We start from the raw sequence: 12,850 nt of genomic DNA on the forward strand, positions 1-12,850 counted from the left end.
AGTCTGCCGGGAAACCGGGGCGCATCCAACGGCCTCCGGTCTCCTTTCCGAACATTGCTTACGCATCAACGAGATTGCCATGTCCAACATCGTCATCGCGGCCGCCAAGCGCACCGCCATCGGCTCCTTCCTCGGCCAGTTCAACGGCGTACCGACCCCGACCCTCGGCGCGGCAGCCATCGCCGCCGCGCTGGAACAATCGGGTGTCCCGGCCAGCGACGTTTCCGAAGTCCTGATGGGCTGCGTGCTGCCGGCCAACCTCGGCCAGGCGCCCGCCCGCCAGGCCGCGATCGCCGCCGGCATTCCGCTGTCGGCCGGTGCCACCACGCTGAACAAGGTGTGCGGCTCGGGCATGAAGACCATCATGCTCGGCCATGACCTGATCAAGGCCGGCTCGGCCAGCATCGTGGTCGCCGGCGGCATGGAATCGATGTCCAACGCCCCGCACATGCTGCCGAACTCCCGTACCGGCAACCGTTTCGGCAACTTCCAGGCGGTCGACCACATGGCCCACGATGGCCTGGTCAACGCCTACGACGGCAAGGCCATGGGCGAATTCGCCGAGTGCGCGGTGGACAAGTACCAGTTCAGCCGCGAAGAGCAGGACGCCTATGCGATCGAGTCGGTCAAGCGCGCGCAGGCTGCCCAGGCCAATGGTGCGTTTGCCGATGAAATCGTCGCGGTGAAGGTAGCCACCCGCAAGGGTGACGTCGAGGTCGCCACCGACGAGCAGCCGGGGCGCTCGGACATCGCCAAGATCCCGACCCTGCGCCCGGCCTTCAAGAAGGACGGCAGCGTGACCGCCGCCAGTTCCTCCAGCATCTCCGACGGCGCCGCCGCGGTGGTCCTGCTGACCGAGGAAGACGCGGCCGCACGTGGCATCACCCCGCTGGCCCGCATCGTCGGCCACGCCACCCACTCGCAGGAACCGGAGTGGTTCACCACCGCCCCGATCGGCGCGCTGCACAAGCTGCTGGGCAAGACCGGCTGGTCGCTGGACCAGGTCGATCTGTTCGAAATCAACGAAGCCTTTGCTGTGGTGGCGATGGCCCCGATGCGCGAACTGGGCATCCCTCACGACAAGCTCAACGTGAATGGCGGCGCCTGCGCACTGGGTCACCCCATCGGTGCCTCCGGCGCACGTCTTGTGGTGACCCTGGTCAACGCTCTGCGCACGCGTGGTGGCAAGCGCGGCATTGCCACCCTCTGCATCGGCGGCGGCGAAGCAACGGCAATCGCCATCGAATTGATTTAAAAAGATTTAACGATGATTTCGCAAAAATGAATGCGGGATCGCTTGACACCCAATCTTGGCTTGTCATCATGTTGTCGGCGCGCAGCATGCGCGTTGCCTAATTCTAACGACGAGGATTTACACAATGAGCATCAACAAGCTGCTGGTCGCGATGTCCCTGGCTCTGGCCCTGGCCGCCTGCTCGAAGCAGGAAGCTGCCCAGGACGCCGCTGCTTCGGCCAACGAAGCCGCCACCGAAGCCCAGGCTGCTGCCGACCAGGCCGCCGCTGCTGGCGCCCAGACCGCCGACGCTGCCCAGCAGGCCGCTGACACCGCCGCCACCGCTGCTGACGCCGCCACCGACGCCGCTGCCCAGACCGCCGGTGCTGCCACCGACGCTGCTGCCGGCGCTGCTGCTGACGCTGCCAAGGCTGCTGAAGGCACCGCTGAGAAGGCCAAGGACGCTGCTGAAGAAGCCAAGAAGTAATAACTTCTTTCTTCACGCCGTTCTGGAAAAGCCGCTGGTTCGCCAGCGGCTTTTTCTTTGCGTGGATGCCGGCGATCAAGCCCCTGCATCGCGACCCGGTCTTCACAACGGCATGAATAGGCTGGCGTCCCCATCCATTGCAGTGCCGGAGACCGCCATGAAGATTCGTCCGATCACCACCACCCTGCTGGCCGCCTCCCTGCTGCTGGCCCTGGCCGCCTGCAAGGGCCCGGAAGCCGAACAGGCCAAGCAGGACGCGCAGCAGGCGGCCGACAGCGCCGGCGCTGCCGCCCGCGACGCCGTCGACAAGGCTGCTGCCGCCACCCGCGAAGCCGCCGACAAGACCGCCGCCGCTTCCGAGCAGGCCGCCGCCGATACCCAGCAGGCGCTGGACAAGGCCGCAGACGCCACTGCCAACGCCGCCGACAAGGCCAAGGACGCCGCAACCGACGCCGCCGCGCACGCCAGCGACGCCACCGCCGACGCCGCGCAGAAGGTCGCCGACAAGGCCCGCGATGTCGCTAATGACGCCAAGGCCAACGCCGCCAAGGAAGAAGCCAAGCACTAAGCCTTACCGGCAGCCGAGCACCGGCTCGGTTCCACAGGAAAAGCCGCGGCACTGCCGCGGCTTTTCTGCTTTTCGCTCCCTGCTTCTTCTGTTGATTCCGTGGTGTGCGCCCACGGAAAGTGTCCAAGGACGCGCGGGTAGGTTGCGCAGGGGCGTAAGCGCCATGGATGGCGCGCCCGAGCCTTATCTGATGAAAATCTGTCAGCGTAGGTGTCGAGAGCCGGCGTGGGCCGCCCCTACGGCAGCGCGCGCGCCAGCATCGCCGTCAGCTCCAGCCCCGCCGGCAGCGTCCCGAACGCCAGCCCATGCTCCGCTTCCAGCCGGCTACGCACGAACGCCTCCGCCATCGGACTGCGCGCACGCAGCAGCAGCGCCGCCTGCAGCAGCAGCGCAGTGCGCTCGCAGAACAGCCGCGCCTGCGCTTCCTCCGGTGGCGGCGCCGCTGCCCAACGCTGCAATGCCGCTGCATAGCGCGCATCACGGTCGGCCACCGACGCCAGCTCACCGCGCAACGCCGCCATCGCCTCCGGTTCACGCGCCAGCGCACGCAGCACATCCAGGCACTGGATGTTGCCGCTGCCCTCCCAGATCGAATTCAACGGTGCCTGCCGGTACAGGCGGGGCAGCATCGACTCCTCCACGTAGCCGGCACCGCCCAGGCATTCCTGCGCTTCATTGACGAAGGCCGGCGCACGCTTGCACAGCCAGTACTTGCCCAGCGCCGTCCCCAACCGCGCCATCGCCGCTTCATTGGCATCCACACCGGCACGATCCACCGCGCGTGCGATGCGCATCGCCAACACCGTGGCCGCTTCCGACTCCAGCGCCAGATCAGCCAGCACGTTGGTCATCAGCGAGTGCTCCACCAGCAGCTTGCCGAAGGTGCGCCGATGGCGTGCATGATGCAGCGCCTGCGCCAGCGCCATGCGCATCTCCGCCGCCGCACCCAGCATGCAGTCCAGACGGGTCATCATCACCATGCCGATGATGGTCGCCACGCCACGCCCTTCTTCGCCCACGCGCCACGCCTGCGCGCCACAGAACTCGACTTCGCTGGACGCATTGGACCAGTCACCCAGCTTGTCCTTCAGCCGCATCAGCCTGAATGCATTGCGGTCGCCGTCGGCCAGCCGGCGCGGCATCAGCAGGCAGGTCAGCCCGCCCGGTGCCTGCGCCAGCACCAGGAAGCCATCGCACATCGGCGCGGAAAAGAACCACTTGTGGCCGACCAGGCGGTAACGTTCGCCATCGATCGGCTCGGCGCGCGTGCTGTTCGCACGTACATCCGAGCCGCCCTGCTTCTCGGTCATGCCCATGCCCAGCGTGATGCCGGTCTTGTCCGCCACCGGCACGTCGCGCGGGTCATAGACCGGCGCGGCGGCCTTGCGCGCCCATTCGGCCAGGTGCGGCTGCGACTGCAGCACTGCCACCGCCGCATGGGTCATGGTCAAGGGGCAACTGGTGCCGGCTTCGGCCTGGTGGTGCAGGTAGCTCAGCGCCGCACGCGCGACGTGTGCGCCGGGCTGCGGCTCGTGCCAGGACAAACACGCCACGCCATGCTGCTTCGCTGCGGACATCAGCTGGTGGTACGCAGGGTGGAACTCGACCGTATCAATACGGTGGCCCTGCGCATCGTGCGTACGCAGCCGCGGGCGATCACGGTTGGCATCGAAGCCGAGCCGGTACAACTCGTCGCCGGCCAAGGCCCCGTACACGGCCAGGCGTGGCGCTAAGGCACCGGCACCCTCGCGATGCACCGCCTCCGCCAACGCCACATCGTCGGTCCACAGCTGGCGGCCCGCGAACGGTGGCGGCTGGTTCAGCACCACATGGGTTTCAAACGGCGCGTTGCTGCTGAAGCTGGGTCCACTCATCCGGTCCATCCTGGCGGCAAGAGGTATGCGGCCCGATTGTGCCGCATGCCCCGCCAAGCCCGTGTTCAGGCCGGTTCTCACCGCCTGCACGAAGCGCAGGCCACAGTGGCCGCATGGAAGGCAATGACGATCTGGTGGTGCTGCGTCCGGAGGGGCTGTACTGCGCCGCGGGAGATTTCCACATCGATCCCTGGCGCCCGGTGCCGCGCGCGGTCATCACCCATGGCCACGGCGACCACGCGCGCCCGGGCATGGGCGAATACCACTGCAGCGAAGGAAGCCTGCCGATCCTGCGCTGGCGGCTGGGCGATGTTGGCGTGCAGGCGCACGCCGAGGGGGTGCCGTTCCGCTTGGGCCGGGTGCAGGTATCACTGCATCCGGCCGGTCATGTGCTCGGTTCGTCGCAGGTGCGCATCGACGATGGTGAACGGGTATGGGTGGCGTCCGGCGACTACAAGCGCCAACCCGACCCGACCTGCACGCCCTTCGAAGTGGTGCCCTGCGATACGTTCATTACCGAAGCGACGTTCGCGCTGCCGATCTATCGCTGGCCGGACACCCCGGCGGTCGCCGCAGAGATCGTGGCGTGGCGCCGCGAATGCGAACAACGTGGCGAAGCGGCGATCCTGCTGTGCTATGCACTCGGCAAGGCGCAGCGGGTGCTGGCCGAGTTGTTGCCACTGGACGACCGCCCCGCGTGGCTGCACGGCGCCATCGCCAATGGCGTGTCGGTCTACCGGCAGGCCAACATCCCGATGCTGGAGACGCTCACCGTCGCCGAACAGGGGCGTCAACCCGATGCCGCCGGCCAGTTGATCCTGGCCCCACCCTCGGCCGCAGGCACGCCGTGGATGCGCCGCTTCGGACCGCATCAACTGGGGTTCGCCTCGGGGTGGATGCAGCTGCGCGGCAACCGGCGGCGCCGCAACGTCGACCGGGGCTTCGTCATTTCCGATCACGCTGATTGGCCCGCGCTGCTGCAGACCATCGAACAGACCGGCGCGCAGCGGGTCATCGCCACCCATGGCAATACCGATGCATTGATTCCGTTCCTGCGCGAGCGCGGCGTGGCGGCTGAAGCCTTTCGCACCGACTTCGGGAGCGAGGAATGAAGGCGTTCGCCGCGCTCTACCAGCGCCTGGACCGCAGTACTGCGACGCAGGACAAGCGCGCCGCACTGGTCGACTACTTCCGCCACGCAGCGGCGCACGATGCGGCGTGGGCGCTGTACCTGCTCAGCGGCGGCAAGGTCGGCGGCGCACGCCGCAGGATCGCCGCCAGTGGTGAGCTGCGCAGCTGGATTGCCGAGGAATCCGGACTGCCCGCCTGGCTGGTGGAAGACAGCTACGCTCAGGTCGGCGATCTGGCCGAAACACTGACACTGCTGCTGGATGACCCCTTGCATCCCGCCGCCGACCGGCCGTTGTCGGACTGGATCGAACAGCATCTGCTGGCGGTGGCCAACCAGCCCGAAGTGGTGCGCCATGCGGCGGTCGTCGCCGGCTGGCAGCAGCTGTGCAGCGGCGAGCGCCTGGTGTTCAACAAGCTGCTCACCGGCGCGCTGCGCGTGGGTGTCTCGCAACGGCTGGTGCAGCAGGCGCTGGCAGAATGGTCCGGCCTGGACATCGCGCGCATCGCCCAGCGCATGCTCGGCGAGTGGGTGCCCTCTCCCGCGTTGCTGGGGCAGCTGCTGTCGCCGGATGAACTGCCACTGGACCGGCAGCAGCCGTACCCGTTCTTCCTGGCCTCACCGCTGGAGGGCGAACCGGGCGAACGGCTGGGTCCGGTCGAAGACTGGCTGCTGGAGTGGAAGTGGGATGGAATCCGTCTGCAGCTGCTGCGCCGACGCGGTGAAGTGGCGCTGTGGTCACGTGGCGAAGAACGGCTGGATGGCCGCTTCCCGGAAATTGAACAGGCCGCGATGGCGCTGCCCGACGGCTGCGTGCTGGACGGAGAACTGCTGGCCTGGGACGAGAGCGACGACCTGCCACGCGCCTTCACCGCGCTGCAGACCCGCATCCAGCGTCGCAAGCCCGGTGCAGCGACCTTGCGCAACACCCCGGTGCGCGTGCTTGCCTACGACCTGCTTGAACGCGATGGCGAGGATCTGCGCGGGCTGCCACTGCAGCAACGGCGTGCACAGTTGGCCGAGGTCATCGGTGCCCTCGGCGATACACGCATCCAGCTGTCGCCCGACGTACCCGCTGGAGACTGGCTGCAGGCGGCCACGTTGCGGGAGGCCGCCCGTGAGCGGGGCGTGGAAGGGTTGATGCTGAAACGCCGGACGTCCGCCTACCAGTCAGGGCGACGGCGCGGCGACTGGTGGAAATGGAAGGTCGCCCCCCTGACCATCGATGCCGTGCTGCTGTATGCACAGGCCGGCCATGGACGGCGCAGCACGCTGTACACCGATTACACCTTCGGCGTCTGGGACGGCGATACGCTGGTGCCGGTGGCCAAGGCCTATTCGGGCCTGGATGACAAGGAAATCCTGGCCCTCGATCGCTGGATCCGCGCCAACACCCGTGAACGGTTTGGCCCGGTGCGCAGCGTGCGTGCCGAACAGGTGTTTGAACTGGGCTTCGAGGCAGTCAACCGCAGCAGCCGGCACAAATCCGGCATCGCCGTGCGCTTTCCCCGCATCCTGCGCTGGCGCCACGACAAGCCCGCCACGGAAGCCGACCAGCTGGCCACGCTGCAGGCGCTGGCGCGATGAACCGCCGCGAGGCGTTGCGTAGGCTGGAAGACTGGTTCGCTGCGCGCGGCTGGCGCTCACTGCCGTTCCAGCGCGCGATGTGGCGGCACTATCTGGCGGGCGACTCCGGGCTGCTGCACACCCCCACCGGCAGCGGCAAGACGCTGGCCATGTTCGGCGGCCCGCTGCTGCAGGCGATGCTCGATCCACCGTCGGCACCGCGCCGGGCCAGCGCGGTGCGGCCGCTGCAGGTGCTGTGGGTGACGCCGCTGCGGGCATTGGCCAGTGATACCGCACGTGCGCTGCAGGCAGTGGTCGACGGGCTGGGCTTGGGCTGGCGGGTCGGCCTGCGCAGCGGCGATGCCAGCAACCGCGAGCGCCGGCAGGCCCGCGAAGGCCGCGTCGACGTACTGGTGACCACGCCGGAATCGCTGGCACTGCTGCTGAGCTATCCCGACACACTGCCACGCATGCGCCAGCTGCGCTGCGTGGTGGTGGACGAATGGCATGAACTGCTGGGCAACAAGCGCGGCGTCCTGCTGCAGCTGAACCTGGCGGTGCTGCGCGACGCCGCTCCTTCCCTGCAGCTCTGGGGACTGTCGGCCACGCTGGGCAACCTGCCGCAGGCCCGCGACGTGCTGCTGCCTGGCCAACAGGATGCACCGATCGTACAGGGCGTTCGTCCGCGCGCGATCAGCGTGCGCAGCCTGCTGCCGGAACCCGGTGAACGTTTCCCTTGGGCGGGGCATCTCGGCCTGGCGCAGCTGCCGCGCGTGCTGGACGCGCTGATGGCCGTACGCAGCAGCCTGCTGTTCACCAACACCCGCGCGCAGGCCGAGCTGTGGCACCAGGCGCTGGCGGCGGTATGGCCGGAAGACGCGGACACGCTGGCACTGCATCATGGCTCGCTGGATCCAGCACTGCGCCAGCAGGTGGAAGACGGCCTGCGCGCAGGCGCGTTGCGCTGCGTGGTGGCGACCTCCAGCCTCGACCTCGGCGTGGATTTCCCGGAGGTTGAACAGGTACTGCAGCTGGGCAGCCCCAAGGGCGTGGCGCGGCTGCGCCAGCGCGCCGGGCGCGCACGCCATCGTCCCGGCGCCGGGGGGGCCATCGTCTGCATACCCAGCCACGCACTGGAACTGGCCGAATATGCAGCGGTGCGCCGCGCACTGCACGAAGGCGTGGTCGAAGCGCGTCGACCGCCGACGTTGTCACTGGACGTGCTGGCACAGCATGCGGTCAGCCGCGCCCTCGCTGGCGGCTTTGACAGTGATGCGCTGCTGGCGCAGGTGCGTCGCACCCATGCCTTCGCCACGCTGGGCGATGAACAATGGCGGGCCGTGCTGGACTTCATCGTGCAGGGTGGGCAGGCGCTGGCGCAGTACCCCGATTTCCACAAGGTCGTGCGCGATGCCGATGGCAGCTACCGCATGCACGATCGCCGCCAGGCGCTGCGGCACCGCCTGTCGATCGGCACCATCAGCAGCGATGGCAGCGTGCGCGTGCAGTTCCTGCGCGGTGGCGGGCTTGGTGCAGTGGAGGAGCAGTTCGCCAGCCGCCTGCGTCGCGGCGACCGTTTCCAGTTCGCCGGGCGCCTGCTGGAACTGGTGCAGCTGCGCGACATGACCGCTTTCGTGCGGCTGGCACGAGGGCGCGGCGATGGTGTGGTGCCGCGCTGGCAGGGAGGCCAGTTGCCGCTGTCGATGCCACTCGGCCGTGAGCTGGAGTGGGTGCTGTCCGGCGCCGACGACAGTGCCGAATCCCGCTGGTTGTCACCGTTGCTGGCACTGCAGCAGCAGCTGTCGGCGCTTCCCGGCCCAGAGCACCTGCTGGTGGAAGAGGTGCGGCGCCGCGAAGGCCAGTTCATGTTCGTCTACCCCTTTGCCGGCCGCCACGTACACGAGGCACTGGCCGCGCTGTTGGCGCTGCGCTGCACCCGCCAGCAACGCAACAGCATTGGCTATGCGGTGAACGATCATGGCCTGGTATTGGCGCCGGCGCAGCCGATCGATCTGGATGAGGCGCAATGGCGTGCATTGTTCGGCAATGACCGCTTGCTGGCCGATCTGCGCGAGGCAGTGAACCTGGGCGAGCTGGCGCGACGTCAGTTCCGGGGCATCGCACGCGTAGCAGGCCTGCTGGTGCCCAGCCTGCCCGGTGGCATGCCACGGTCACTGCGCCAGCTGCAGGCGTCCGCAGGCCTGCTGTACGACGTGCTGCGCGAGCACGATCCGGAACACCTGCTGCTGGCGCTGGCGGAACATGAAGTGCTGTACGACAGCCTCGACCTGCCGGGGGTGCAGCAGGTACTGGAGCGGATCGGCACGCAGCAGCTGTCGCTGCAGCGACCGTCATCACTCACGCCGCTGGGCTTTCCATTGTGGGCCGAACGCCTGCGCGGTCAGTTCAGCAATGAAGACTGGCGTATGCGCGTGCAGCGCGCGGCCCAGCAACTGGAGCGCCGCCATCACCGATGAATTGCCGCTGCTGCTTGCTGGTGAGTCCGTGGTCCTGGTGGGCGCGCGTGCGCTGTACTGGCCCGCGCGGCAGGCACTGCTGATCGCAGACCTCCACCTGGGCAAGGCCGATGTGTTCCGTCGCGCCGGCATCGCGTTGCCCAGCGGCGGCACCGGCGAAGACCTGCAACGCTTGCAGCGGCTTCTGGACCTGCATGCCTGTCGCGAGCTGTGGATCCTGGGCGACATCCTGCATGGGCCGGCGCATCGCGCTGCGTGGTACCAGCAATGGCTGGGATGGCGTGAACGCAATGCTTCGCTGGACGTGCATGTCCTGCGCGGTAATCACGACCGCCAGCTGCCGCATGCGCAGTTGCAGGTCCAGATCCACGATGAAGTACGACTGCGGCCGTTCCTGCTTCGGCATGAGCCGATGCCCGATGCGGCGCTGCATGTGATCGCCGGGCATCTGCACCCGCAGGTTGCCTTGAGGCCACTGCGACGGCGCTTCCCCGCGTTCTGGCTGCGTGACCGGATGACGGTCCTGCCGGCCTTCTCCGCATTCACTGCAGGCATCGTGCCTGCCCCCGCCCGCGGCGAACAGATGATCGCCTGCGTGGAAAGCGGCCTGGTGGAACTGCCGGTCGCCTGACTCAGGCCGGGCCAATGCCCAGCTGCGGCATCAACTGGAAATCAGGGGTGTCATTCTCACGCCGCCGCGGCAAGGCCTGGATTGCCGCCAGCATCTCCTGCGCGCAGGTACGGATGCGTGCGTGGTGTTCCGGCGACGCATGGCTGACCAGGCTGCCGACATGGAACTCGAATACATCCTCCAGTACGTCGGGCTGGTCCTCGTGCAGCATCTGCAGCAGTCCACGCAGCTTGCAGATTTCCGATTCCAGCTCTTCGACCGCGAACAACATGGCGTCCTCCTGTTCAACATCAAGCGGCACGTCCGGGCCGCAACAGGCCGCAACAGCAGCGCTGCCCGGGCCACGCGCGATGTTGATCACGGAAAGGAAAACGGGCGACGCGCAGTCGCGTGCAACCTACTTCTCGCACATCCGCGGTGAGGCAACCGTTAATTCACGTGACGGCACGCTTCACGCGCCGGCCGTGATCGCGTTGCTGCGAGGTATCTCCATCGTCGTCGCCAATGCGTCGATAAAGGCCGGATCCAGCGTGAGCGAACCGAACCACCCCTGCTGCGTGCCGCTGAGCACGCGCAGCATGTGGCCACGGCCTCCGGGCAGGCGCCCCATCGGGCCCAGCAGCACGTCGCGCGTCTTCGCCCAGGCATCGCGATCGGACTGGAAAAGCGGCGTCAGCCAGCGACTCCAGCGCTGGTAGACCGCCACGTGGGCCCTGCGTTGCGCCTGGTAGGCCTGCAACGCTTCGGCACCACCGCCATGCGCGCGCACCGCATCGCGCAGCGCCAGCGCATCGAGCAGCGCCATGTTCACCCCCTGCCCCAGCTGCGGGCTCATCGCGTGCGCCGCATCACCTGCCAGCACCATGCGGCCCTGGTGCCAGCGCGTCATCACTGCATCGCGATAGACCGCGCGCGCCAGCTGGCCGGCATCGCGCAGGTGGGCGAAGCGCGCACTGGCCTGCGGCCACAGCGCATGCAGCTCGTCCAGCCAGGGCGTCATGCCATCGGCCTGCCAGCGCTCGAAGTCGGTGCGTGGCAGGCTCCAGAAGAAACTCAGGCGCGGCGTGTCATCGCCGGGGCGCGTGCCGACCGGCAACAGGCCGATCATCTTGCGCGCGGCCACGTAGCGCTGCCGCAGCTCCTGCACATGCGGCCAGTCTTCGGCCGGCAACAGGCACCACAGCGCTCCCCACGGATACACGCGGTCCAGCCCGGCACCGCCGGCAATGGTGCTGCGCAGCGTAGAGGCCGCGCCATCGGCGGCCACCACCAGGTCGAACGGGCCATGCAGGCGCCCTTCGCTGTCGCGCAGGCGGCCCTGCTCGGCATCCACGGCGGCGATGGTGACGCCCGCATGCAGATTGCCTGCCCCCCCGCGCGCCTGGTCCAACAGCGAGAACAACGCCCCACGCTGCATGCCCAGGCCATGCAGGCGCGCATCCAGACCGTCGTAGCGCATGTCCATCACCGCGCGCTCGCATGGCGTGTCGCCATACAGGCGGTGCACCGGCGCGGCATGCGCGCGCACCGCATCCAGCAGGCCCATCTGCCACAGCACCTGCAGGCCGCTGGGCTGCAGCAGGAAACCGGCACCCACCGGTCCCGGCGTTGGCACGCGCTCGAATATCTCTACCTCGTGGCCGTCACGGGTGAGGAGGATGGACACTGCCTGTCCAGCGGTGCCGTAGCCGATTACGGCGATACGCAGTCGTTCCGTCATGGCCACATTGTGCCCGAGGCGGGTGGACCGCGAACCGGCCGCGGGCACGCCACGCAAAAAAAAACCCCGCCGAAGCGGGGTTTTCAACGCACTGTCGAGTGGATCACTCGGCCGGCGTGATGTTCGAAGCCTGGGCACCCTTCGGGCCCTGGGTCACGTCATAGGTGACACGCTGGCCTTCCTGCAGGCTGCGGAAGCCCTTGGAGTTGATGGCGGAGAAGTGCGCGAACACGTCGGCGCTGCCATCCTCCGGCGAGATGAAGCCAAATCCCTTGGCGTCGTTGAACCACTTGACGGTACCGTTCGGCATGGTGATGCGAGACCTTATGCAATGAATGGGTGGTGTACGCTGAACCCGCGCACAAGCTGAGTATGCAAAGCTTGCTCGGGGAAGACAATCACCCCCGCGCCAATTCGCCCACCAGTTCCGGAAGTCCGTTGCTGGCCGCCTGTACGTTGGCCAGCACTTCGGCCATCGTAATCTCCTCGCCATCACCACAGCCGGCAGCCCAGTTGGCGATGATCGCCAGGCAGGCGTAATCCAGCCCCAGTTCGCGTGCCAGCGCGGCTTCCGGCATGCCGGTCATGCCCACCAGGTCGCAGCCGTCGCGGCGCATGCGGGCGATTTCAGCGATGGTTTCCAGGCGCGGGCCCTGCGTTGCGCCGTAGCAGCCACCGTCATGGACCGTGACGCCGGTCACTTTGGCCGCCGCCAGGATCTTGCTGCGCAGCATCGGCGTGTACGGGTGGCCGAAATCGACGTGGACCACATCGGTGCCCTCTTCTTCACAGATGGTGCTGATGCGGCCCCAGGTGTAGTCGATGATCTGGTCCGGGCAGGCCAGCACGCGCGGGCCGAAGTTCTCGGTGATGCCACCGACCGTGTTCAACGCCAACACGCGCTGCGCGCCCAGCTGCTGCAGCGCGGCCAGGTTGGCGCGGTAGTTGATCTTGTGCGGCGGCAGCGAGTGGCCTTCACCATGGCGCGCCAGGAACGCCACGCGATGGCCGAGCAGCGTGCCGACGCGCACCGGACCGGACGGGCGGCCGAAGCGGGTGTCGACCTCGTGGGTCTGCACGTCGTCAAGCTTGGCCAGGTTGTAGACACCGGTACCGCCGATCACGGCCAGGGCGATCTGTTGCATTCGAAGCACTCCATGAAAA

At 67.8% G+C, this 12,850-nt stretch carries 12 protein-coding genes; 7 read left to right on the forward strand and 5 right to left on the reverse strand.

Going from position 1 to position 12,850, the window contains the following annotated elements; genetic code table 11:
* Window positions 1-79 precede the first annotated feature (79 nt).
* The 3 genes from AC5P60_RS18060 (at window position 80) to AC5P60_RS18070 (ending at window position 2,289) form a co-directional block, all read left to right on the forward strand.
* Window positions 80-1,255 (forward strand): thiolase family protein, encoded by a 1,176-nt coding sequence (locus AC5P60_RS18060; RefSeq protein WP_033834339.1) that lies wholly within the window; start codon window positions 80-82, stop codon window positions 1,253-1,255.
* Between the two features lie 124 nt (window positions 1,256-1,379).
* Window positions 1,380-1,721 carry a hypothetical protein gene (locus AC5P60_RS18065; protein ID WP_005410581.1) on the forward strand — a complete coding sequence of 114 codons (342 nt, stop codon included), beginning with the start codon at window positions 1,380-1,382 and terminating at the stop codon, window positions 1,719-1,721.
* Window positions 1,722-1,878: 157 nt separating this feature from the next.
* Window positions 1,879-2,289: a hypothetical protein gene (locus AC5P60_RS18070; protein WP_005410582.1), complete on the forward strand. Its 411-nt coding sequence runs from the start codon at window positions 1,879-1,881 to the stop codon at window positions 2,287-2,289.
* A gap of 236 nt (window positions 2,290-2,525) precedes the next feature.
* Here the strand turns inward: AC5P60_RS18070 and AC5P60_RS18075 are convergent, their stop codons facing one another.
* Window positions 2,526-4,163 (reverse strand): acyl-CoA dehydrogenase family protein, encoded by a 1,638-nt coding sequence (locus AC5P60_RS18075; protein ID WP_483693757.1) that lies wholly within the window; start codon window positions 4,161-4,163, stop codon window positions 2,526-2,528.
* Window positions 4,164-4,276: 113 nt separating this feature from the next.
* Here AC5P60_RS18075 and AC5P60_RS18080 point away from each other — a divergent pair, with 113 nt between their 5' ends.
* The 4 genes from AC5P60_RS18080 to pdeM are packed head-to-tail and all read left to right on the forward strand — an operon-like array spanning window position 4,277 to window position 9,966.
* Entirely contained in the window at window positions 4,277-5,275 is a 999-nt protein-coding gene (locus tag AC5P60_RS18080) for a ligase-associated DNA damage response exonuclease (RefSeq protein ID WP_005414211.1), read from the forward strand.
* Complete coding sequence (locus AC5P60_RS18085; protein WP_483693756.1) at window positions 5,272-6,879, forward strand: ATP-dependent DNA ligase; 1,608 nt, start codon at window positions 5,272-5,274, stop codon at window positions 6,877-6,879. The genes AC5P60_RS18080 and AC5P60_RS18085 overlap by 4 nt, the downstream gene beginning before the upstream one ends.
* Window positions 6,876-9,335, forward strand: a complete 2,460-nt coding sequence (locus tag AC5P60_RS18090; protein WP_495201795.1) for a ligase-associated DNA damage response DEXH box helicase — start codon at window positions 6,876-6,878, stop codon at window positions 9,333-9,335. The genes AC5P60_RS18085 and AC5P60_RS18090 overlap by 4 nt, the downstream gene beginning before the upstream one ends.
* Window positions 9,325-9,966, forward strand: coding sequence for a ligase-associated DNA damage response endonuclease PdeM (gene pdeM / locus AC5P60_RS18095; protein WP_012480965.1), 642 nt, complete (start codon window positions 9,325-9,327; stop codon window positions 9,964-9,966). Before AC5P60_RS18090 ends, pdeM begins: the two co-directional genes overlap by 11 nt.
* Before the next feature lies 1 nt (window position 9,967).
* Here pdeM and AC5P60_RS18100 read toward each other — a convergent pair whose 3' ends face one another.
* The 4 genes from AC5P60_RS18100 to AC5P60_RS18115 form a co-directional block, all read right to left on the reverse strand.
* Window positions 9,968-10,237, reverse strand: a complete 270-nt coding sequence (locus AC5P60_RS18100; protein WP_024958257.1) for a hypothetical protein — start codon at window positions 10,235-10,237, stop codon at window positions 9,968-9,970.
* Window positions 10,238-10,417: 180 nt separating this feature from the next.
* A complete protein-coding gene (locus AC5P60_RS18105) occupies window positions 10,418-11,686 on the reverse strand; it encodes an FAD-dependent oxidoreductase (RefSeq protein WP_187757333.1) in 1,269 nt (422 codons plus the stop codon).
* Window positions 11,687-11,789: 103 nt separating this feature from the next.
* Window positions 11,790-11,996 carry a cold-shock protein gene (locus AC5P60_RS18110; protein ID WP_005410590.1) on the reverse strand — a complete coding sequence of 69 codons (207 nt, stop codon included), beginning with the start codon at window positions 11,994-11,996 and terminating at the stop codon, window positions 11,790-11,792.
* Window positions 11,997-12,084: 88 nt separating this feature from the next.
* Window positions 12,085-12,831: an S-methyl-5'-thioinosine phosphorylase gene (locus AC5P60_RS18115; protein ID WP_005410591.1), complete on the reverse strand. Its 747-nt coding sequence runs from the start codon at window positions 12,829-12,831 to the stop codon at window positions 12,085-12,087.
* Window positions 12,832-12,850: the final 19 nt, after the last annotated feature.

The sequence above is a fragment of the Stenotrophomonas sp. YJH_SMC_120 genome, assembly GCF_059368675.1.